26 protein-coding genes are annotated in these 21360 nt (G+C 69.1%); 1 reads left to right on the top strand and 25 read right to left on the bottom strand.

All coding sequences use genetic code 11. The features are described from left to right. Positions 1-68: 68 nt before the first annotated feature. The 7 genes from FVS66_RS11295 to FVS66_RS11270 all read right to left on the bottom strand — a co-directional run bounded on the left by FVS66_RS11295 (position 69) and on the right by FVS66_RS11270 (position 4555). Positions 69-509: a hypothetical protein gene (locus tag FVS66_RS11295; protein ID WP_149180891.1), complete on the bottom strand. Its 441-nt coding sequence runs from the start codon at positions 507-509 to the stop codon at positions 69-71. After that, on the bottom strand, positions 506-1327 hold the full coding sequence (locus tag FVS66_RS11290) for an aminoglycoside phosphotransferase (RefSeq protein WP_149181107.1): 822 nt from the start codon (positions 1325-1327) through the stop codon (positions 506-508). Before FVS66_RS11290 ends, FVS66_RS11295 begins: the two co-directional genes overlap by 4 nt. A gap of 82 nt (positions 1328-1409) precedes the next feature. Next, positions 1410-1553 (bottom strand): hypothetical protein, encoded by a 144-nt coding sequence (locus tag FVS66_RS34925; protein WP_187645477.1) that lies wholly within the window; start codon positions 1551-1553, stop codon positions 1410-1412. 14 nt (positions 1554-1567) lie between these two features. Further along, the gene (locus tag FVS66_RS11285) at positions 1568-2680 is read right to left on the bottom strand and encodes a radical SAM protein (protein ID WP_149180890.1); all 1113 of its coding nucleotides are present in this window, start codon (positions 2678-2680) and stop codon (positions 1568-1570) included. 203 nt (positions 2681-2883) lie between these two features. Continuing rightward, a complete protein-coding gene (locus FVS66_RS11280) occupies positions 2884-3288 on the bottom strand; it encodes a hypothetical protein (RefSeq protein WP_149180889.1) in 405 nt (134 codons plus the stop codon). 359 nt (positions 3289-3647) lie between these two features. Continuing rightward, the gene (locus FVS66_RS11275; RefSeq protein WP_149180888.1) at positions 3648-4148 is read right to left on the bottom strand and encodes a hypothetical protein; all 501 of its coding nucleotides are present in this window, start codon (positions 4146-4148) and stop codon (positions 3648-3650) included. After that, the gene (locus FVS66_RS11270) at positions 4142-4555 is read right to left on the bottom strand and encodes an ATP-binding protein (RefSeq protein WP_149180887.1); all 414 of its coding nucleotides are present in this window, start codon (positions 4553-4555) and stop codon (positions 4142-4144) included. Before FVS66_RS11270 ends, FVS66_RS11275 begins: the two co-directional genes overlap by 7 nt. 136 nt (positions 4556-4691) lie before the next feature. Here FVS66_RS11270 and FVS66_RS11265 point away from each other — a divergent pair, with 136 nt between their 5' ends. Further along, a complete protein-coding gene (locus tag FVS66_RS11265; RefSeq protein WP_149180886.1) occupies positions 4692-6044 on the top strand; it encodes a transcriptional regulator in 1353 nt (450 codons plus the stop codon). A gap of 67 nt (positions 6045-6111) precedes the next feature. Here the strand turns inward: FVS66_RS11265 and FVS66_RS11260 are convergent, their stop codons facing one another. The 18 genes from FVS66_RS11260 to FVS66_RS11175 all read right to left on the bottom strand — a co-directional run bounded on the left by FVS66_RS11260 (position 6112) and on the right by FVS66_RS11175 (position 21270). Beyond that, the gene (locus FVS66_RS11260) at positions 6112-6366 is read right to left on the bottom strand and encodes a hypothetical protein (protein WP_149180885.1); all 255 of its coding nucleotides are present in this window, start codon (positions 6364-6366) and stop codon (positions 6112-6114) included. Further along, a complete protein-coding gene (locus tag FVS66_RS11255; protein ID WP_149180884.1) occupies positions 6363-6626 on the bottom strand; it encodes a hypothetical protein in 264 nt (87 codons plus the stop codon). The genes FVS66_RS11260 and FVS66_RS11255 overlap by 4 nt, the downstream gene beginning before the upstream one ends. A 74-nt stretch (positions 6627-6700) precedes the next feature. Then, the gene (locus FVS66_RS11250; protein WP_149180883.1) at positions 6701-7579 is read right to left on the bottom strand and encodes a peptidoglycan-binding protein; all 879 of its coding nucleotides are present in this window, start codon (positions 7577-7579) and stop codon (positions 6701-6703) included. 66 nt (positions 7580-7645) lie between these two features. Continuing rightward, entirely contained in the window at positions 7646-9343 is a 1698-nt protein-coding gene (locus FVS66_RS34920) for a collagen-like protein (protein WP_187645476.1), read from the bottom strand. Between the two features lie 36 nt (positions 9344-9379). Further along, on the bottom strand, positions 9380-10192 hold the full coding sequence (locus tag FVS66_RS11240; RefSeq protein WP_149180882.1) for a hypothetical protein: 813 nt from the start codon (positions 10190-10192) through the stop codon (positions 9380-9382). A 32-nt stretch (positions 10193-10224) separates the two neighbouring features. Further along, positions 10225-11316 carry a hypothetical protein gene (locus tag FVS66_RS11235; protein ID WP_262386942.1) on the bottom strand — a complete coding sequence of 364 codons (1092 nt, stop codon included), beginning with the start codon at positions 11314-11316 and terminating at the stop codon, positions 10225-10227. 24 nt (positions 11317-11340) lie between these two features. Beyond that, the gene (locus FVS66_RS11230; RefSeq protein ID WP_149180880.1) at positions 11341-12159 is read right to left on the bottom strand and encodes a phage distal tail protein; all 819 of its coding nucleotides are present in this window, start codon (positions 12157-12159) and stop codon (positions 11341-11343) included. Between the two features lie 4 nt (positions 12160-12163). Beyond that, entirely contained in the window at positions 12164-14584 is a 2421-nt protein-coding gene (locus FVS66_RS11225) for a phage tail tape measure protein (RefSeq protein WP_149180879.1), read from the bottom strand. 226 nt (positions 14585-14810) lie between these two features. Further along, positions 14811-15275, bottom strand: coding sequence for a hypothetical protein (locus tag FVS66_RS11220; RefSeq protein WP_149180878.1), 465 nt, complete (start codon positions 15273-15275; stop codon positions 14811-14813). Next, positions 15272-15751 (bottom strand): phage tail tube protein, encoded by a 480-nt coding sequence (locus tag FVS66_RS11215; protein WP_149180877.1) that lies wholly within the window; start codon positions 15749-15751, stop codon positions 15272-15274. The genes FVS66_RS11220 and FVS66_RS11215 overlap by 4 nt, the downstream gene beginning before the upstream one ends. Positions 15752-15762: 11 nt before the next feature. Next, positions 15763-16182 (bottom strand): minor capsid protein, encoded by a 420-nt coding sequence (locus FVS66_RS11210; protein ID WP_149180876.1) that lies wholly within the window; start codon positions 16180-16182, stop codon positions 15763-15765. Continuing rightward, complete coding sequence (locus FVS66_RS11205) at positions 16175-16534, bottom strand: hypothetical protein (protein ID WP_149180875.1); 360 nt, start codon at positions 16532-16534, stop codon at positions 16175-16177. The genes FVS66_RS11210 and FVS66_RS11205 overlap by 8 nt, the downstream gene beginning before the upstream one ends. Further along, positions 16531-16854: a hypothetical protein gene (locus FVS66_RS11200; protein WP_262386928.1), complete on the bottom strand. Its 324-nt coding sequence runs from the start codon at positions 16852-16854 to the stop codon at positions 16531-16533. The genes FVS66_RS11205 and FVS66_RS11200 overlap by 4 nt, the downstream gene beginning before the upstream one ends. Continuing rightward, positions 16848-17246, bottom strand: coding sequence for a hypothetical protein (locus FVS66_RS11195; RefSeq protein ID WP_149180874.1), 399 nt, complete (start codon positions 17244-17246; stop codon positions 16848-16850). Before FVS66_RS11195 ends, FVS66_RS11200 begins: the two co-directional genes overlap by 7 nt. Positions 17247-17248: 2 nt before the next feature. Then, on the bottom strand, positions 17249-17497 hold the full coding sequence (locus FVS66_RS11190; protein ID WP_149180873.1) for a hypothetical protein: 249 nt from the start codon (positions 17495-17497) through the stop codon (positions 17249-17251). Next, complete coding sequence (locus tag FVS66_RS11185; RefSeq protein ID WP_149180872.1) at positions 17497-18507, bottom strand: major capsid protein; 1011 nt, start codon at positions 18505-18507, stop codon at positions 17497-17499. The genes FVS66_RS11190 and FVS66_RS11185 overlap by 1 nt, the downstream gene beginning before the upstream one ends. 18 nt (positions 18508-18525) lie before the next feature. Further along, positions 18526-19206, bottom strand: a complete 681-nt coding sequence (locus FVS66_RS11180; RefSeq protein WP_149180871.1) for a hypothetical protein — start codon at positions 19204-19206, stop codon at positions 18526-18528. 681 nt (positions 19207-19887) lie between these two features. Beyond that, positions 19888-21270 (bottom strand): IS701 family transposase, encoded by a 1383-nt coding sequence (locus FVS66_RS11175; protein WP_149180870.1) that lies wholly within the window; start codon positions 21268-21270, stop codon positions 19888-19890. Between the last annotated feature and the right edge of the window lie 90 nt (positions 21271-21360).

The following is a 21360-nucleotide window of genomic DNA, read 5'->3' as shown; positions in this document are numbered from 1 at the left end:
GTCGCAGAGCGCGATATCGCCCGCCGAGCCGCGAGGAACGGCGTCGGCGGGCGGGGACGGGGTTGCCTCTACTGCTGTCGCAGGGTTTCGACGAGCTGTGGGACTTGTTGACATGGGAGGTGCAGCAGGGCGTCGGGGGTGAGTCCGTCGGGTTCGAGCGGGACGTTCATGCGCCAGGAACCGGGGCGCCAAGGATGCCGGACGCGGTCGGCGAAATCCGGAATCTCGGCGAGCAGGGCGACGAGACGCATGGCGTCCGGGATGGGCAGTTTCAGCAGGGCCCACCCGCGGTGATAGTCGATGAATGCGTCGCCGCCGTATCCGAGGGGGGTATCGCGCTGCGCGCGAACGCCGGCGGTGGCCTCGCCGACGTCTTGGCAGCACGCGCTCGTCGTGTAGCCGAGGCGCCACAGTTCACGAACGATGGGGACCATTTCCGCATCGATGGCTACGCGTTCACCGGTGCGCGTGGTGAGCGTCTCGTGCGGGTGAATCAAAGGGTCGGTCACGGGGTGTCCTCCTCGTCCTGGGGCCGGCGGTAGCTCGCCCACTCGTCGGCCGCGGCGGCGAGAGCTTGTTTCCATTCGACGTCGGGCGCGTCCGCGGCGATGCCGGCCCAAAGACGTTGCTGGGCGGTCGCGAAGACGTCGAGGGCGCGCGCGGGTGCCGTGGCCCATGCGGGAATCTTGGCGGCCCACTGTTCGGCGTCTGAGGGGCTGTGGCCGGCGGAGATGAGCCAGACGACCCAGCAGGCGGCATCGATCCATGCGGCGCCGCGGGTGGGCCATGCCCAGTCGACGACGCGGGCCGCGCCGTTCACGATGAGCACGTTGTCGGGCGTCCAGTCGGTATGCAGCAGCGTCTCGCCGCGCAGCAGCTCGGCGTCGTCGGGGTTGTCGAGGTAGTCGGCGAGGCGCTGCTCGATGTGTTTCAGATCGAGGTCGGCGGGGGCTCGAACGCCGGAAAGGGCGATGATCGCCTCGGCGACGAGGGGTAGGTCGTCGGAGTGGGGGCGGTAGTTGGCGGGCCGGCCGTCGAGGTGCTCGAACCCGAGCAGGTGCCATGCCCCATCGTTGATCGTCCACAGCAGGCGCGGGGCGAGGCCGGCAACGTACGGGTTAATGGCGGCCTCGCGCTGCTGCGTCCACGCGCGGGGGTGATCGCAGGTCAGTCCCTTGACGAAGACGCGGCCGGCGCGAGTGTCGAGGGTGGCGGCGATCTCAGAGTTACGACCGGTGTCGGCGGTTCTTGCGGCGTAGATGGGCCCGGTACGAGCCGCGACTGCGTCGCGGGTGGCGGCGGGCAGGTCTTCCCATTGCTGTCTCATGGTCACCACGGCGGGAGTGTAGGGCTCGGGAATGGGCGAGGCCGCCCGCGCGGGGCAGGCGGCCTCGGTATGACGGGTCGGCCTAGTACGGGTTGTCTTCGCCGCAGCCGCGCATCACCTCGTTCCCGGCGACGGCGTCGAGGTCGTCGACGAACTCGATCTCGTCCTCGACGTCCGGCCGGGTGGTGATCTGTACGGCGACGGGTGCAGTCGCTACAGGTGCCATGGCTGTATCTCCTCTCAGGCGTGTTGGCAGTACCGATCCAGGGGCGAGCCGGCCTTGCGGTACAGGTTCACGAGCGGCATGCAGGTGGTGCATGTCTTCTGGAGAGCGCATCCACTGCACCCGCTGTGACGTTGTAGCGCTCGGTCGGCGAAGCTCCCGAGCCGGGATAGACCCGCGACCCCCTCTTTCAGGAGTGGAATCGGATGGTCGCGGGAGACTTTGCAGACGGTCGCCAGGCCGAAGGGGGTCACGTTCAGGGACGTGTGCCCGGCGTCGCATCCGGTGAAGGGGGTTCGGTTGTGCAGGTACTCGGGTGCCTGCTGAGCGAGGGGGTCGTCGTCGCCGGCGAAGGTGGGCGACATGTGCCGGTACTCGCGGACGCGCGGGGCGAACTCCTCGGCCAGGGCCCGCATTGCCTCGGCCTCGTGGGCGTTCTTGCGCGTGATGACGACGCTTAGGGAGAGCGGCAGGCCGGCCTCGCGGGCGGCGTGCAGTCCGCGCATGAACGCGCGAAAGGCGCCACGGCGGTTGGTGAAGGCGTCGAAGGTGGGTTCGGTGGCCCCGTAAACGCTCATGGTGATTCGGTAGGGCCGGCGCGTGGCGAGCAGGGCGCGCATGCCCGGTCGGCGCAGCGTCGATCCGTTGGTGAGGATCTCCACCATCATCCCGAGGTCGTAGGCGAGCGTGTATGTCTCGGGGAAATGGGGGTCGATGGTGCACTCGCCGCCGCCGAGCTCGATCCACAGAACGCCAGCGTCGCGCAGGGTGTGCAGCAGCCGCTCGCGCGGTTCCCATGCGAGGCCCTCGTGCATCTTGTCGCCGTAGACGCAGTGGTCGCAGTTCCAGTTGCAGCCGGCGTTCACCTCGTACGAGGCCCGACCGTGGCCGTACGGCGAGGGATCGCGGACCAGTACGGCGGTGCTCGGCCGCTTGTCGCCGAGGTCGAGTCCCCACCGCCGACGCGCGGCGTTGCGCAGCCACTCGGGCAGAGTCTCGTCGGCGACCGCTTGGCGTAACTCCAAGTAGTGGTGGCCCTTGATCTTGACTCCGCTGGAGTCTCCGGGGCGCAGCACGAGGTACTCGTCGAGGAACGGGCTAACGATCAGATCGTGCGGTGGCGCGGGCATGTGCCCCCCAAGTCAGGGTGAGGAGAGTAAGGGTGTGCAGCTCGGTACGGGTGGGCGCTCGCTGGCGACACAGGGCCTCGAACTCGCGGTCGGCGCTGGGCAGTTTGAGGTCGGGTGCGGCCTTACACGCCGCGGTGCGCACGGCGAGGGGGGAGCGTTGCCCGGACGGCGGGTGCGCTTGACCGACGGCTGTCCGGGCGCGTTCACTCGGGGAGCTCCGGCCGGTACGGATAGAGCATCTGTCGGTCGTAACAGGCGTCTTCGTCCGCGCAGACGACGGAGGAGTACCAGACGTCATCGATGTCATCGAGCTCGCGGGCGATGACCAGGTCGTCCACGCGCGCCGCGACGTCGCAGACGGTGCACTTGACCACCGGGGCGCCCGGGGGAGGTTCGACGCCCACGGGGAGTGAGCCCCCGAGGCGCTGCCAGGTGATCGGGTCGCCGGTCCGGAGGTAGCAGGCGACGACGTCACTGCACGAGCGTCGTCTCGCGATCCGTTCGCGCCCGTCATCATCGAACCAAACGAACGTTCCGGTCGCGATGTCGTCGTACGGCACGAGCGCCGCGCAGATCCCGCACCGCACGAGTACGGCGGCGCTATCCACGGTGGACCACTGGGGCGTATGGCTGCACATACGGGCGCAGAAAGTAGGCGTGTCCGTCGATCGGTAGCAGGCGGGCGCGCACGTGGGAGGGGAGCGGTCGACGGGCATAGGCGGGGGTCGGCGGGAGGACCGAGGGAAGGCGCGGGGAGAGGGCGGGGCGCCTGCGCCACTCGGATAAGCGCTGGCGTATGACGCGGAGGGTCCGGCAGATGCCTGGCCCTAACCAGATCCAGAGACAGGCGATAAGGTCGCGCATGTCGTCATCAGCTCCTAGTCAGCTGTTGGCTTCGCTGCCCGGCGGTCGTGACCGCGGCCGTCGGGTCTATGGGTGTAGTGGTGTGAGAGGCGGCCCGTTGCTGTCAGATGGGCGGGCCGCCTACTCCGGTGAATCTCCGGGCGGGCAGAGCGCGGGTCTTGCCAAGGAACAGACGTCCGTGCTGTGCCCCTTCTGATACGTACGCTCGGACAGCGGCGAACGGCGTGCGCGGTAGCAGGGGGTCGAGGCCGACCGCGACCGCTACCGCTGCGCCGCCAGTGACGAACCGCGACCACTCGGTGCTCACCGGGACGTGGAGTGAAGTACGGCAACCATCGAGACTCAGGAGCGCGGACCGTCCGTGAACGGCGAGTCGGGGCCCGATGTCGGGGAGCAGGTTCGAGGGGTGGGCGAGCTCCAGAGCCAAGGCGAGGCCGCGCATGTGTCCCTCGACGGATTCCGGCGACTCACCTTCCCGGCGGGCGGGAGGATGGGTAAGCAGGAGGAAGGCAACGTGCCCGGCCTCGGTGGGGTCGACCCAGAACCAAGCCCCGAGCGATGCCAGCAGGCCGGCGGTCGGTACGGGCGCGATCTCGATCAGCATGGGATCACGCCGATCGGTGTCTTGCTCTCCTCCGTCTTGAACTCCGTCCATACGGTCTTGCCGCACGGGTGGTGCGGCGTCACCCCCCATCCGTCCGCAAGCGACGACACGATGAGCAGCCCTCGCCCATCGGTGTCGTCTTCACTCGGTCGCCCGGGGCGGGGATTCCCCGCCCCTGCGTCGTGCACCTCGACACGCAAGCGCCCGTCGTCGAGAGAGACCTCGACGAGAAAGCCACCGCGCGCGCCGTGCCGTACCGCGTTGGTCGCAAGCTCGGAGAGGCAGAGCACCGCATCGTCGGAGCGGTCGGTAATGTCCCACTCCGCAAGTACGCCGCCTAAGAAGGAACGCGCCTCGGGTACCGCGCCGTCTGCTCGCGGGAACCGCTGCGCCGCCGATCTCGGCATGAGTTCAACCCCCTTGCCTGCGCCGTTGGTTCGAGCAACTAGGCAACCGCGGGGCGGACAGCGGGGGTACCTTCATTGGGGGTGGCAAAGGGTGGCACTTGAACTACCGCACCTGTCGAAGGGGTAGGTACCGAGCATGACGTCGCCGAACACTGATCTTGCAGGGTGGCTTGAGCGATCCGGCATGAGCAACAAGGAGTTGGCTCGCCAGATCAAAGCCACAGCTCAGGTATGGGGTCAGCCGCATATCCAGCCTGACGCAACGGCTGTACGGCGATGGCTGAGCGGACTCCAACCGCGCCCGCCTGTGCCCGAGATCATCGCCGACGTCATTTCGGCGAAGGTTGGGTTCCGGGTCACTACGTACGATTTGGGCTTTCCGGAGGGCGGCACGGCAGACCGCTCGCTCTCCTACAACTCCTCCTTCGCCGTTACGGTTGAAGCCGTTGCCGATTTGGGGAGGGCCGACGTGGACCGTCGAAAGTTCCTGGCAGCGGCGCCCTTTGCCGCCGTCGCCGCTGTGGGGCCGTCGCGAGACTGGCTACTCAACACGCTTGACCAGCACCCCGAGCCGGGCCGGCGCGTCCGACTTGAGGACGTGTCCGCAGTCAAGAACATGTTCGGCGAGTTCCAGAAGATGGACGTACTACAAGGCGGCGGCTCGGGACGTCTCATCCTCGCTCAGTACATGAACCAGCACGTCTTCCCGCTGTTGCGCGAAAGCTACTCGGAGGAGGTTCGGCGGGCCTTGTGCGAGGCGGCGGCCGAGCAGACGTATCTGCTCGGTTGGATGAGCTACGACAACGGGGAGCACGGGACCGCGCAGCGCTACTTGATCCAGTCGCTTCGGCTCGCCGAAGAATCCGGTAACGCAGCACTCGGTGCACATGTCCTCGCCGGCATGGCCGATCAGACCACCTTGCTCGGCAACCCCATGGAGGGGCGGCGGCTCGCGCAGGCCGGTCGCGCTGGACTCGGCAAGAACACGTCGCCCGCGTGCATGGCTGATCTGTGGGCACTTGAGGCTCGGGCCCTCGCCAAGCTCGGCGAAAATTCCGCCGCAACCCGAGCGGTGGCTGAATCCGAAGCGGCGTACAGCCGGGTACAGCTCCAGAGCGAACCGGAGTGGGCCGCGTTCATCGACCCCGCGTACCTGCACGGCGAGCACGCAAACACCTTCCGCGACCTCGACGACGCAGCAGCCGCCGAGGAGCACGCACAGCAGTCCATCAACCACGCTCGCAACCAGCGCCGGGCCCGCCGAGGAGCGATGTCGCAGGCCGCCCTCGCCGTCTCTCATCTCCAGCGTGGCGACCTCGAAGCAGCGCACTCGGCGGGGCTGCGAACGCTGACGCTGTCGCGTCAAGTCAAGAGCTCGCGGTGCGTCGAGGCGGTTCAGGACTTGCAGCGCCGGATGCGGCCGTTCGGTACGCACCGCCTTGTCGCCGACTTCAACGAGCGCGCCCGGGAACTGGTCGCCGCAGCGTAGGGACCGGACAACGACAAAGAGCGCCCCCGCAGCCGGCCCGAGGCCGGTCTGCGGGGGCGCCCTCTGTTCAGCGGGTGGCCGTCTGCCAGAGGGTGAGGGCGAGGCCGATCACGGCGGCCAGGGCGAGGACGCTCGGGAGTGGCCACCGGGTCTTTTCGAGGGTGTCGAGTCGCTGCTCGTGGTCGGCGAGGCGGGTGTCGGTTTGGTCGCTGCGCTGTACGAGCAGGGCGAGCGAGCCGTCGGTGCGGGCGAATCCTGCCTCGACGACGCCGCGCAGCCTCTCCAGTTCGAGGGCGACGTCGCCCGGGGTGGGGTCGGTCACGGGCGCCCGTCCCGGTCACGGTCGAGGGCGAGCAGCTCGTCGTCGGCGTTCGGCGCGGCGCGCAACCACGCGGGCAGCAGAGCCTCGACGACAGGCAGCGCCATGACGCGAGTGACGCCACCGGCGACGGCGAGCGCGAGGCCGACGCCGGCCGCGGTCTGCGGGATGCCGGCGGCGTCGATGATCAGGGGGAGTCCGGCGGCGAGGGCGAGAACGGTCTGCACGATGGTGCGGAGGGTGCGACGAGAAGCGTCGGTCATGTGGCGGTACCTCTTTCTACAGGGGAGGGAAGGGGGAGGCGCCCGCCCGCAGGGTGCGGGCGGGCGCGGGGAAGTCAGACCTTGGGGACCTTCAACGCGGCCCACGACTTCTGGCCGGGCCATCCGTCGGCGTCGGCGCCGCGGTACCCGAGGCGCTGCTGCCACCGGGCATAGCTACGCCGGTCTGCTTCGGTCCACTGCGGCCCGGGGCCCGAGCGGTAGGCCGAGCAGCCCTCGGCGACGAGCCGGCGGCCCATGGCGGTCACGATCAGCGAGCGCGGGTTGCGCCGGAACCAGCCGGCGCCCGGGAACGGCTCGTACCGCGGGGCCGGCGGCGGGGTCGGCTTGGGCTGCTCGGGCTTGGCGCCGAGGCGGCGGTCGATCCGCTCGCGCATGGTGGTCATGCTGAAACCGCGCGGGTCGACCTTCTGCGAGGTCCATTCCTTGTGACCGATCACGCTCGCCGCGGTCCAGCCGTACGCGCGGCAGATCGCCGCCGAGGCGCGCTCGATGGCGTCGAGCTGCGCCTCGGGCCACGGGTCGCGGCCGTTGCCGAGGTTGATCGCCTCGAACCCGTAGAAGTGCACGTTCCCGTCGGCCGCACGGTCGTTCGGTGCCGGCAGCTCGCGCTCGGCGACGACTGCGCGCAGTACCTCGTCGTCGCCGGCTCCGGCGTGGTTGGCGCGGCCGGCGCTGATCAGGTAGACCGTGCCGTCCTTTGCGATCACGCCGTGACACAGGGGCCCGGGGAGCGAGGCGTAACCGTCGTAGCAGAGCCGTACCGAGGCGTCGGTGCCGCTGGAAACGGTGTGGTGGATCATCACGCCGTTGATCGGGCCAAAGCTGCCCTTGTGATTGCGGTTGCGGGTGCGCCATGAGCCGTACTCGACGACGCGCACGCCCTCGGCGCGCAGGATCTCGACGAGCCGATCAGGGCTGAACGGGGGTGCCATAGGGGCTGTCTCCAGACATGAAAAAACGCCCTCGGCGATGCCGGGGCGTGCGGTGGGTGGGTCGGGTCAGACGAGAGCGAGTGCCATGATCGCCGGGTCGAGCCCTACCTCGCCCGTGGACTGGCTGACGGTGCTCGGCAGCGACGTTTGGTTGTCGACGCACCACGCGCGCTGAAACGTCGTGCCCAAAAAGAAGTTGGCCGGCGCGCTCGGTGATTCGTTTTGTACGTGCATGTAGTAGAAGTCCGTCGCAGAGCCGGCGGACAGCAGGAACGCAGCCCAGTACCGGCCCGGTTGCAGCGTGACGGTGCTCGGCAAGGCAATCGGTACGGCGCCGATGTGGTTGTTCTTCCCGCCCGGGGCGGTGCCGGTGAGTTGTCCGGCCGGGGGCAGGCTCGACACCTGCCCCGAGGTCGCGACGCGCGCGCCTGAATCGTTGTAGATGCCGGCATAGAACCGTGCGGCAGGAACGGCCGTTGAGCCCGCCCAGCCGCGGGCGAAGATGACCACGCGATTGACCGGGGTCGGCTCGGATATGTAGATGCCGCACATGTAGATGCGTTTCAGTACGGCGGCCTTGACCGTGGTGGGGTTGGAGACGTGGGCGGGGTCGCACGACCACGCCTGAAACCCGAGGGCGGCCGGTGTCCACATGTTCCGGGTGGCCGTGGATGGGAGTTGCTCGACGGGTATCCGGCCGGCGGTGTCGAGGGACGCGACGCCGGACGCTGCGCCCCGTGCGGTGGTAGGGATGGCGCCCACCTGCGCGGCGGTGTGGGTGTGGTCGGCGGCGGCGGCGCCTACGTCGGCCGCGGCCAGGACGACGACGCCGGTCTGTCCGTTGACAGAGTCGACGGCGCCCCCGCCCGACGAGTCGGGGAGCTGCGCGGCCGGAACCTTGCCGGACGCGTCGAGCTGCGCCACGCCCCCGGCGGCGCCGGCCGCGGTGGTCAGGATGGCGCCGACGTCGGCGGCGTCGAGGACGATGTCGGCGGCGCTCTTACCGTTGACGCTCTGGACGACGCCCGGGGCGCCGGCCGCTCCGGTGGGCCCGGTGTCGCCCTGGTCACCCTTGGGCCCTTTCAGGTTCCCGACGGACGCGCCCCACCCGGAAGCGCCGCGCTGCCAGACGTCGCCGGTATCGGTCCGCAGCAGCAGGTCGCCGGGCCGGGTGGTGCTGCTCGACGTGCTCGTGTTGTTGACGTACCAAGCCGCGCCCCGGATGTCGCCGGCGAGCTGCCCCCATGCGCCGGCCGTCTTCTGCCACGTGGTGACGGTGGTACTGGTGACGCCGAGGAACACGGTTGTCTCGTAGCGCACGTATAGGTCGCCGTCGACGCCGAGGGCGGCGTCGGGCGCCTCGGTGCCGTTGTAGATCCTGCTGCCCGGGGTGCCGGCCGGGCCCTGCGGTCCCTCGGGACCTGGGACGCCGACATAGGTCGGCTTGGCGGGGTCGGTCGGGGCGATGTCGGCGAGGTCGACCTCGGGATACGCGGACGGTAGGACGACGCTGTACGAGCGGCCGGCGGGGATGCCGGCGAGTTGCTCGGCGACGACGTACGCCCAGTCGACGGGGTCCATGTTGGGTGCGTCGGTGGCCGGCAGTGTGACCGCGATGGAGCCCTCGGCGTCGAGGGGCGCGGTGACCGGTCCGCCGAGGATGACGTCGGACTGCGGGAAGGTGAGTTGTGCGGGGGCGCGGAAGGTGATCGAGCCGGACAGGGGCCGGCCGTCGGGGGAGAGGTACCGGCCGCGCACGGTCACGGTGGGGATGGCTTCGGGCAGCAGGGGGCAGCCTCCTTAGTCGTCGATGATGTGCAGCCCCGGCTTGACGGTCTCGGCCGGTGGCTCGGCACTCGGCGGGGCCGGCTCGGTGAGCGTCTGCGCCGCTGCTGTGGCGGCGTTCGCCGGAGGGTCGGGCGCCTCGTCGGCGGTGAACGTGTTGCGGGTGTAGCTGCTGAACAGGCGCGTCTCGATACCTGCGCCGCTGCTTTTGACTCTGTGCTCGATGAGCCATCCCACGTATTCGAGGTGGTCGACGTTGTGCAGCGGCCACGTGTGGGTTTTGCTCGTCCATGTGTTGGCGGGGATGTCGTACTCGGCCAATACGACGGTGCCGCCCGAGGGCGGGAGCATGGAGACGCGAACCTGCCCCCCGCCCGTGCTGGCGATGCTCGACACGCGCAGCACCATGACGGCGTTGTGTGCGGGGGCGCCTCCCACCCATGCCGGCTGGTAGTTCGTCGACTCGGTGCCCTGCTGCTTGGTGGGGTAGAGCGGAACGGGCATCCACGGCCGGCCGAGGAACCGCTGCGTGTAGTAGTCGTCCATGACGATCACGTTTCCGGCGCGGTCGAACGTGCGGATCATGTTGGAGCCCTCGCCGGAACCGCCCGTGTTGAACGCGAGGGTTCCGTCGGATCGCTGGATCTTGGTGCCGTAGGCGCCGTCCCACAGTTCGCCGACTCCGAAAATGCCGGTACCGTCCGGCGCGAGCACTTCCAAGGTGCCGCCCTCGGCGATCTTTACCGGGCCGTTGGTGATCTCGTTCAGGGCGGGGCGGATGTTGGCGCGGCCGATCAGCGTTCGCACCTCACGTTCGAGCGCGCGCATACGGTCGAGCAGGTCGAGCGGGATTGCAGCCACTAGGCGGCCTCCAGGTACAGGCGGGCGGTTTCGGGCCGGCCGCGCAGCGGTGGGGAGATCGCGAGGCCGACCACGCGGTACCGCTCGTCGAGCCCCTCGGGGAACCAGTCGTCACGGATGCGGACGCGGACCGTGGCGCCGAGCAAGGCCGGGGAGAGGGCGACACGGTCAAGGGCGACCGTTACCTCGGGGATGGTCTGCGAGGTGCGGGCGGCGGTGAGGTCGGCGGTTGCGTGCGTGGCGAGGGTGGTCTGCTCGCTCACGGTGGAGTAGTCCGAGGTGCCATCGAGCCGAGGCCATCCGTCGGCGATCTGCTGGTCGTCGACGAGCAGCGAGGAGAGCAGCGGCAGGGACTCGGCCGTCTGGTTTGCGTTGTCGGATGCGCCGCGGGCTTGCCAGACGTTGGCCTGCACGGTGGCGTCGATGGGCCAGCCGTAGGCGAGGATGGGCCCCGGGCGGTCGAGGACGATGTCGCTCGTACCGGCGGTGATGACCGGTGAGCCGAGCTGCAAGCGTTTGACCCTGCGTCCCGAGTCGGGGTCACGTTCACTGGCGATGCGCCACTCGAACCCGCCCTCGACGGAGCCCAGTTGGTCGATCAGATCACGGATGCGCGGCTGGTCGTAGCGGCGGTACGTGCGGTCGCGCAGGACGCCCGAGGTTTCGGTGCCGTAGGTGATGCCGATGTCTCCGCCGGGGAAGCTCGCGGCGTAGTCGATCAGTCCGCGCACGATGTCGAACTGGTCGGTCTGCACAGCCTGTTGGGAGTGGTAGACGACGCGGTGATCGAGGTAGGACGCCCAGCCGCCGGCCTGTATCTGTAGGCCGAGAAACCCGCGGTCGCCGCTGGTGACGTTGGCGGTCCACAGCACGCCGCCCCACCAGATTTCGGGGCCGCGCTCGACCCATACCGCGGTACGTCCGGGTACGGCGGCGCGGCGGGCGCGGGCGGCGAGGTCGGCGTTCGGAAGGGGAACGGTGCCGTTCAGCGCGCCGGTTTTGCCGATCCAGTCGTCGAGCGCCACGTCGGTGAGCGGCAGGACGTCGAGCACTGCGTCGGACCGCAGGTCACACAGGATCACCCGGTACAGGGCATGGCTGATGGGGAGATCTCCTTACCAGTAGGCGGCGCGGTAGAGCACCGTGGCGGACGCGGCCGGATCGATGGAGCCGGCCGCCGCGCCGAAGGTGAGCGGTGTTGTGCCGGCGGCGAGGGCGAATCCCTGCTCGGGTGTGCTGCGGTTGGTGGCGGTGTAGAGCACGTTCTGCTCGCCCAGGGCGACCGTGCCCTCGCGGGTGTCCACGCGCAGCAGCTCGCCGGCGGCGAGGTCGACGTCGTATTCGAGGACATCCCCCGTGGCTGTGTTGGTCAGGCTCGGCCGCTCGACCGGGCCCCGGAAGGTGATCACGGGGTGCGCCGCAGCGTCGCCCGGGTTGTGCGCGGCCATGCCGGGGGCGGCGAGGGTCGCCGATCGCTGCTGTTCGGTGAGCGAGTAACGGCGCGGGTCGGATGCCTCCCACTGGACGACGGCGCCCGTGATGGTGCCGAGCCGGTAGCCGCGGCCGACTGGGACGACGCGGCGCACCACCCGCGCAAAGGCGAGCAGGGGGCCGCGCTCGTCGAGCCAGACGACGAGCGGCTGCTCGACGTCGGAAACGGCGGTCGCAGCGTTCAGCGCGCCGACCGTGGCGCCGATCGTCGCGGCCGGGGCGCGCACGGTCACGTCGTCGAGCGTGACCGTGCGCGGCTGCGCGAGCAGCCGGCCCACAAAGGCGCCGTGCGCGTCGGAGCGGTTGACGCTGCCCGAGTCGAGCGCGGGCAGTTCCTCCCACCCGGACAGGGAGCGCCACCGGTACGGGGTACCGGGGCCGAGCAGCAGCTCGTCGCCGAACTGGACGTGCCCGGGGAGGGTGACGCGGGAACCTACGGCCACGGGATCACCCCCTTGTCTTCATGTGCCAGGCGAGCGCGTTCGCGTTCTGCTCCGGGGTGCCGGTGTCCGCGGCGTGCCAATGCTCGATGCGGACCATGGGGCCGGCAGTCGAGCCGAGGCCGGGCGCGCCGGGCGAGCCGTACGCGCCGGCGCCCGCTGCCACAGGTCCGGGCATGGTCGGGGCGGGTACGAGCGTGCGCATGGTGCGGTCGACCTCGCCCTGTCCCGAGCGGATGCCCTCGACGACACCGGCAGGAATCCAACGGCCGATGTCCCGTGCCATCACGCGCGAGGGCGAGTGAATGCCGAGCGCCCGCGCGATAGGCCCCGGAATCATATTCTTGGCAAAGGAAATGAGCTGGTTTTTCAGCCACGTTCCCATGCCTCGAATTCCATTCCAAAGGCCCTTGACCAGATCCTTTCCTTTGTCGTACAGCATCGAGCCGAAGTTGCCGAAGTATCCGGCGATCTGCCGGGGTAGTCCGCGCACCCATGCGAGCATCTCGCCGGCCTTGCGCACGGTTCCGGTCTTGATGGACTCCCAATGCTTGACGATCAGCCCGACCAGCGTGAAATTAAGAAAGAAACTGACGAGCTTTCCGGGCAGGCTCCTGACGAACGCAACAACGGAATCCCAAACCCGCAGCGTTCCCGCTTTGATGGAATCCCAATGCTTGATGATCAGGCCAACCAAAGTGAAGTTGAGAAAGAACTCGACGAGCTTCTCGCCAACCCACTTGATCTTTTCCCAAATCCAGTTCCAGGCGGCGAGCGTCGCATCGCGGATGGTGTCCCAGTTCGCGACAATCAGCGCGACGAGACCGATAACCGCGGCGATGATCAGTGCCACGGGGCCCATGGCGATGAGCCACGCCGCAGCCATGCGCGCGGCCTGTAGGAGCGACTGCGTGCCCATCAGGACCCACGCGCCGACCACGCGCAGCGCGGTACCGGCGGCGGCGACCCCCTGCGCGACCCATCCGGCCAGGATCACGGCGTTCGTGGCGACGAACCGAGCGGCGGCGGTGATACCGGCCGCGGTCTGCGTCGCCCAGCTCGTCACCGTGGCAACCGCGGTGGTGTACGCCTGTGCTGCAAGGCCGATCAGGGCCGGCAGCATCAGGGTTGTGATCGCGGCGGCGGCGATGGTGAACGCGGTCGAGTGCTCGGAGACGAAACCGGCCGCGGACACCAGGGCGGAACCGAGCTGCCCGAGCCAGTCGAACAACGTCATCAGCGCGGGTATCGCAACGTTGCCGATGACGTCGACGAACGCGTGCTCAAGACTGCGGGTGAACTCGGTAACCCGGGTCGATGCGTTATCGCGCATCGTGTCGCCGGCCTTCTTCGCTGCGCCGTCGACATCGCCGAGCGCCTTTACGGCCGAGCTCGGGTCGAGGGCGAAGAGCGCGCCGGAAAGGTCCTCGGCCTGCGTGCCCAGCAGTTCAACGGCAAGGCGCGAGCGCTCAGTCGGGTCCTTTACCGCCCGTAGGCGGTCCATCAGTTTGTCGAGTGCGGCGTTTGCGGCCGGTCCGCCCTTGTTGAACGCTGCGGCCATTTCGTCGGCGTTCAGTCCGATGGACTTCAAACCGTCGGCGGCCTCGCCCGACTTGATACGAATGTTCAGTTCCTTGAACGCGTCCGCGACGATATCGGCGTCGCGGGCGCCCGCTTTGAGGCCCTGCTGAATGAGCCCCATCGCTTGCTTTCCGTCGACACCCATATCGCGAAACTGGGTACCGTATTCGCCGAATACGTCGAGCAGATCCTCGGCCTTGTTGGCGCCGTTCTGCGTGCCCTTTACGAGAATGTCGAATGCCTCTTCGGCATTTCGGGCCATTCCCGTTTTGAGCATCTGGCCGACCGCGGCCGAGGTGGGGCCGACTTCCTCGCCCATGATCTGTGCGACTTGGGAGAGCCGGCCGCCGACCTTTTCGAGCTCCTTCTGCGTCGCGTCCGCGGGCACGAGACCCTGCTGCCACAAGCTCTTTAGGGCTTCGTTGGCGTCGGCGACCGAGTCGGTATAGCCCTTGCTGTAGAGGGTGCCGGCGGCCTTGCCGAGACGTTTCGCCTGTGCGGGGTCCGCGCCGAGCTGCGCGGCGAGCAGGCTGTTCCCCTTCTGCTCGTCGAGTGCCTTTGCCACGCCGCCGAGCAGGGCCGCCCCGACGGTGGCGCCAAGCGCGGCCCATCCGAACGCGCGCAGGGTGTCGCGCAGCCGGCCGCCGGCGTCCCTACCGCCCTCCTCAGCTCCGTCGGCGACGCCGTCGCCGAGCTGCCGTCCGGCGCGGTCGCCGGCGCGCGCGGCCTCGGCGGTGATGTTCTCGGCCGTGGCGACGACGTTCGCCTCGGCGCGGGCGAGACCGCGCTCGGCCTGGCGGTCGTCAACGTCGATGGTGGCGAGCAGCTCGGCGACGGTGAGCGTCACAGCGCATCACCCCCATCGTTCGGGCCGGCGGGAATGCCGGTGATCGCTGCGATTTCCGCGGGGTTGTCGACCTCGCGCGGGGTGCGCGCCCACGTGCGGGCGAACCGGGCCTCGGCCGGTAGGCCGGCGACGAGGACGAGAAACCGGCGCGTTGACAGCTGTGCGAGCTGCTCGGCGCCGAGGCTGTACTCGCGGGCGAGGTCCGACTCGACCGCGGTCCAATGGGTTAGGACCGTGCGCCAGAACGCGCCGGCGCCCCCTTCTTCGGCTTCTTCTTGCTGCTCGCCCTGCGCTCGGCCCGGTTCGCGGCCGGTGCTTTTCCCGCCTTGGCGGCCTCGCCCTGGTCGTAGAGCTCGGCCGCGCGCTGCATGGTGACGTTGCCGGGCTTGCGGATGTTGGCGGCGGAGTAGATCAGCACGATTCCGAGCTGCCGGTCGGTCATGCCGTGCTCGGCCCACGTGTCGAGGACGTCGTCGCCGAACAGCGTCGTAAGCATCGTGCGTACGTCGTCGGGGTCGCTGGAGTCCTGTACGCGCTCCATCTGGAGTGTGAACAGCAGCGGCAGGGAGTCGGGCAGGACGTAGTCGCGGCCGTACAGAGTGAGCGTGGTACGGGGCCGGTCGGGTGCCTGCTCGGCGAAGAACGCGTCAAAGTCGGCGGCCTCGACGAGCTGCTCGGGGCTCTCGCTCATGCACCACCACCGTCCACGGCGGCCGTGGTCGGCTTGCCCGAGCGGGTGATCGTGGCGGACCACGACGTCTTGTCGTTGGTCTCGCCGCCCTGCTCGCCCGGGGTCACGGTGGCATCCCAAATGACCCATGCTGTCTGGGATTTGTGGCGCCACCGAACCTTGTTGTTCGAGTCGCTGCCGAGCTTGTAGGCCCATACGGTGTCGACGTATGCCTGCCCGGCATCCTGCGCGCCGGTGGGCTTGTCGACGCGGTACTGCCCCTCGATTTCGAGGGTTGCCCCGCGCTGCATCACGTCCTGTGAGTAGTAGCCCTCACTGTCGAAAGCGGTCCACTCGGCCGTTTCCTCGTTCTCTCCGGGGTTGTGGGTGAACGAGGTAAGGCCGGCGATCGGCAGCCATGTTTCCGTTGCGGCGGCGGCGTCGAGTACCTCGAACAGCCAACCGCGGGCATCAATGGGCCGACTGGTCGCGGCCATAGACGTACCTCCTAATCGGGTCGGTGGGTGGTGGGGTTGGCCACGTCGAGGCGGACGTTCACTGTGTGCTCGTGCCGGCCCGAGGCGTCGGTGCCGATCGGCGCCGGCGCCTGTGCGGCGGCGAGCACGAGCCATGTCCCGTCGGGCAGTTCGAGGCCGGCGAGTCCGTGCAGCGCGCCGTACAGGGCCTCGGCGCGGCGGCGCGAGACGCGCGGATCGGAGGTGCCGCGCACGCGCGCCTGTAGGGATCGGGTGTCGTAGCCGTTGCGGGCGTCCTGCTCGCCGGCCCCGTACAGCCACAGGCCGACCGCCTCTGCCGGCTCGGGCGGCAACGTCTCGATGAACGTGTCGCCGGCGACACCGGTCGGGTCGTAGGTGAGCAGTCCGAGCTCGTCGAGGTAGCGGGCGACGCCGTCGAGCAGGTCAGCCACGCAGCGCCCGCCGTACCTGTGCGGCGATCAACTCGCCGATGACCGCGGCCTCGCGGTTGGCCGGGTCTTCAAGGAACTTGGCCTTACGTCCGGGGGAGTGCCGGGCGGACAAGTCCTCGTGCACCCTGCGCGCGTACGGGGTGTCGTAGGTGACGCCGGCGACGAGCTCGTGCTCGTCGACGGTTGAGGTACCGGAGCGTTCGAGGGTGCCCTCGGCGATCGGGACCTCAGTACGGGACTCGGCGAGCAGGTGCTCGGCGCCGAGCCGCAGTCCGCGCACGGCACCCTGCCGAGCTCGGCCGAGGACTGCGTCGCCGTTCCATCGGATGCGGGAACGGGCTGCACGACTCATTCGCAACTCACCTCCGTACAGGCGGGCACCGGTAGGCCCGGGGCGGTGTGGCGGGCGACGGTGAGCGCGGTCGCGGTGCATCCATCGGGGAGCGTCACGCGCGATCCGGGCGGACAGTCGATGTTGGGGTCGGCGATGAACGTCGCCGCGGCGAGCACCTCGCGCCCGTCCGGGGCGCGCACCATGCGCGGGGAGGTGTCCACCAGGGCGGGCACGTCCTCGACCGCGGGCCCGTAGGTGGACCCGTACGCGGAATCGCCGAGGTAGGGCTCGACGCCGATCCGGTGCCGCAGCAGGAACGGCGGAACGCGGGTCACCACGGGAGCACCGGCCCCGGTTCGAGGCCGGCGCGGCGCAGCACGCGGGCGGCGCGCGGGGCGAGCTCGACGCCGGACGCGCCCGCGGTCGAGGCGGCTCGGCCGGAGAGAGACACGGGGCCGATCGAGACCGAGTCCCACTTGCCCGCGGCCCCGGTGCCGTCGTCGCCGGCGGCGAGCCAATGCTCGACCTGCGCGCATGATGCCTGGCTCAGCGCCGCGGCGATCGTCGCGTCGAGCGGGTCGCCGTCGTCGTCGACGGGGTAGATCGCGGTCAGCAGCGCACTGTCGATGTCCTCGCCGGCCCGCGCGATCAGCCGCTCGGCATCCGGCGGGGCGGGGGTGCCGAGCCATGCGGCGAGCGCCTCGGGGGTGGCGTAGGGCTGTCGCGCCAAGGTCACCCCCTCGGCTTGCGTGCAGTAGAACGGCCCGCCGACTTGTCGTCGGGCGGGCCGTCCGGTGCGGTGCTGGGTTCGTCGCCCGGCGGATCGTGGTCGAGGGGCTCGACGGTGTAGCCGGCCCCCTGGCAGTAGCCGATCACTGCCGGATCGCTGGTGGTTGCGGTGCCGTTGACGAACGGGACCCCGCCGGGCCCCTCGCCGGTGAAGTCCTCGACTGGGGCAGTGATGCGCATGTTCATGGACATCACGCGCTCTTGATGTTGCGGAACACGGCGGCGGCGCGGGTGGCCTTGAGGACCGGAGCAACCGGGCCCATTTCGACTTCACCGGTCTTGACGGCGCCGGACCGGTCGAACTCCGGGAGCCATGTGTTCACCAGGGGCGAGCCGCCCCCGACCGATGCACCATGGAAGCCATCGAGTCCGTACCGGACCGCGTACAGGTCGCCGAGGCCGGTCACGTCCCCGCCGGCGCCGGCGCCGTCCGGATCGCGGGTGACGAGCGCGATCACGTCTGTGTTCGCGCCGGCCTTGCTCTTGAGGTCGACCAGCGGGATTCCGTTGTACGCAGTAACCGGGCGACCGAACGCGTCGGTCGACTTGTCGATCTGGTCGGTCCACGCCGCAATGGTCTTGAACAGCGACAGCGTCTTGCGGTTGCCGTAGATCACATCGGGCGTGTCATCCATGGTCGACAGCCAGTCATCGACGTGGCGCTGCGCGGCGAGGGCGGCGCCCTTGTCGGTGATCCCGGTCCAGTCGACATAGCCCGAGGCGATGCCGTTGTTCAGCGGCAGATACTCGGTGCTCGACCCGGTGAGGATCTTCGACAGACCGTCGAAACCCTTCGCGTCGGTGGCCTTGTCGCCGTTGATCACAGCATCGGCGAACCGTGCCCGCGATGCCTTGATGAGCTGCTGCATGTTCAGGGTGACGGCGCCCGAGGCGGCCGGCCCGATGCGGGCGATCACCCGGTCGATCTGGAAGGACCCGCCGAGCGGAACAAGGTCGACGGTGTAGCGCTGCGTCGAGACCTCGGTCGGCGTGTACTCGGTGTTCAGCGCGCGGAAGTCTGCCGAGCGCTGGCTGATCAGCCGGCGGTACCCGTACGTGAGGGTGTCGCCGCCTGTAGGGGAGACGACGTTGTCGAACGTCATCCGGTCGAGGATGTCCGAGGACTTGCGGAACTCGTCGATCACCTGCACGTCGACGTCGTCGACGGCGTTGTTCCTGGCCTCGGTAAGCGAGGTGGGCAAAGGTTTCTCCTAGGGGAGTCAGCCGCCGAGGCGTGCGGCGACGGCGTCGTGAAGGGAAGTCGGGCGGCGGTCGCCGGCGGGCGGGCCGTTGAACTCGCCGCCCCCGCGCGGCGGCCCGGTCGGGGCGGCGCGGTACAGGTCGGGGTCGGCGTCGACCGCGGCTTTGATCGCGGCGGTGAGCGCGTCGTCGAAACCGCCGTCGGCGGGGTCGAGGTCGGCGACCGAGGTAAGGAAGCTGCGGGAGTTGAGCAGGCGGTCGCCGCGGGCGCCTTGGTCGGCGGCGACGCGGGCGACGGCGAGCTCGACGCGCGCCGAGCGGAGCGCGCCGGCGTTCTCTGCGAGCAGCCGGTCGCGTTCGGCGACGGCGGCGGCGAGCTTGGTCGGGTCCTGCTCGGCCTCGCCGCCGTTGGGGTTGAGTGCGCGAGTTACGGCGTCGAGGGCGGCGCGCAGCTCGTCGCGCTCGGCCGCGGCCTGCTCGGCGCGGGTGGTGGCGTCGGCGAGCTGCTGCTCGCCGGCCGGATCGCCCGCCGGCGGTGTGGCCCGGGTCGGCGGAGTGTTCGGGTCGCCAGCCGGCGGGGTGGGCGGGTCGCCGCCCTCGCCCGAGCCGCCCTTGATGGGCCAGATCGGGCGGCCATCACGGCGAAATCCGACGGCACGCACGCCGCTGCGCGGGTGGATGGGCAAGAAACTATCAGCCATACGGCAGGCACTCCTTAGAAGGATTCAGGTTTCACGCTCACCGATGCGAGAAGTCGCGGAACTATGCTCCTTGCTCAGTAAGTTAAAGGGTGATCGATTCTCGGGTTTGGAGAACTTGTGGACTGGGCTCTGGCTATTGCGGTTCTGGCTCTGCTGGTATCCGGAATTTCTGTTTGGGTTTCCTGTTGGGAGGCCAGGGAAGCCAGAAATCAGGCCAAGGCTGCTGAAGACCAAGCCGAATCTGCACGACGGCAAGTCGAGATCAGTGAGAAACTTAGAAAGGATTCAGCGCAGCCGTATGTGTTCGTTGATGTTAGGCAGGATGAGCGCTTCCGTTACCTGCTGAACTTGGTAGTCGTCAACCAAGGCGCTACTGTCGCCGAAAATGTGCGCCTTACATTCCATCCACCGCTACAGTCACTCAAGTTTCCTATGATGCCGGACAGTCGAGCCCTGAAATCTGGGATCGCTTCATTGCCGCCGGGCGGAAGTCGCGAGTTCCGGTTCGATACTTCGGAGCGCCTTGCCTCTGACTTGGATCGAGAGTATCGGGTCACGGTTGATGGAGAAGGTCCATTCGGCCCGCTGAAACGCTTGGAATACGTTCTAGATCTCAATGATTACGAGTCCACTAGTACTCCAGTCGCACTTTGTGATCTGAGGGGCAGTGGAGCCTGGAGGTCATGCGAGGGCGGCAAGGCGTTTCTTGTAGTGGTGCCAGCGGGAGCGGGCTTGGTGGCGGCGTCGCCAGGCGGACCATTGCAGGTGGAAGGCCATGCGGCGGGCCGCGAGGGTGGTGGGCAGGTCCCGCAGAAGGGCTGTGAAGAGCTGGAACAGGCGGCGGGCCTCCGGGACGGTCAGGGCGATCTGGCCGAAGTCCTCGGGTGGTTCAGCCTCGCCGTCGGCGGGCAGGACCGGGGCCGGGTGCACGCGCCGGTCCAGGCTGGAGATCACGGCGAGCAGGGCGAGCGCGGCCATGGCGAGCACGATGTGCCGGCGCCAGGAGCGGTAGCGCCGGGCCTGGGTGTGGTCCAGTCCGACCGCGTCCTTCCCGTCGGCGAAGTCTTCTTCCACCGCCCATCTGATTCCGGCGATCTTGACCAGGCCGGGCAGGGCCATCGACCGGCCCTCGGGCACATACGCGTAGAAGAAGGCCAGGTCGGTGGGGTCGGCGAGGGAGCGTCGGACCAGCAGATGATGCCGGGGGCTGCTGGTGGCGACCTGGGCCCAGTCGTAGACACGCGGGCCCTTGGCGCCCTGTCCGCACGAGATCCGGTTCCACGCCCGCTTGGGGATCTTCTTCGCCGCGAGCAGGTCGGCCCGGATCGGTCCGACGCTGGTGGGCACCTGGAAGTTGACGCCGACGGCGAAGACGTAGCCGATGCCCTGCTCCTCGAAGAAGCCCCGCAGCTTGGTGCTGCGGCCGTAGACCTCGTCCCCGGCTGCCCAGTCGATGACCAGCCCCGCGGCCACCGCGCGGCGGGCCTGTTCCAGGGCGATCGCGGTCTTGGTGTGGAAGGTGAAGTCCCGTCCCAGTCCCGCGCGTTCGCATCGGTCGGGGTCCTTGGTCCAGTGCTCCTGGACGTACAGGTCGCCGTCGATCAGGCAGTGCCCCAGGGCGCTGGCGTAGGTGCAGTACACCGCGACCACGGCGTTGCTGACCTGCCCGGTCGTGCCGGTGTACTGGCGGCCGACGCCGGCGGTGACGCTGCCCTTCTTCTCCTGGCCGGTCTCGTCGAAGACCAGCACCGCGCCGGGCGCGGCCAGGTGGCGCACGGCGAAGCGCCGCACCGCGTCGCGGGCGGCCTCCTCGTCCCACACCGCCTGGTAGAGCAGGCGTTGCATCCCGAACGCGCGCGCCGCTCCGGCCTGCTCGGACAGGGTCCAGCAGTTCTTGCGTGGCAGATCGGCCAGCAGGCCGCGCACGTACGCCGCAGCGTGCGCCCGCGGCTCACGGCGGGCGAACAGCGGTGCCAGTTCGGCGGCGAGCTCGTCGAACTTCTCCTGGAACAGCGAGGGATCTATGCTGACGGCAGAGGCCCCCTGATCTTCATGTTGCGTCACAACACCATGATCAACAGGGGGCCTCGCCCATGCCCCGGCGCCCCCACGTCACCCGTCGCCCCGTCAGATCACGAAGTGCGACTGGAGTAC

The sequence above is a fragment of the Streptomyces sp. TRM49041 genome (assembly GCF_008271805.1).
In the GTDB taxonomy this organism is placed as follows: Bacteria; Actinomycetota; Actinomycetes; order Streptomycetales; family Streptomycetaceae; genus Streptomyces.
This window is presented reverse-complemented; position numbering and strand designations above follow the sequence as displayed.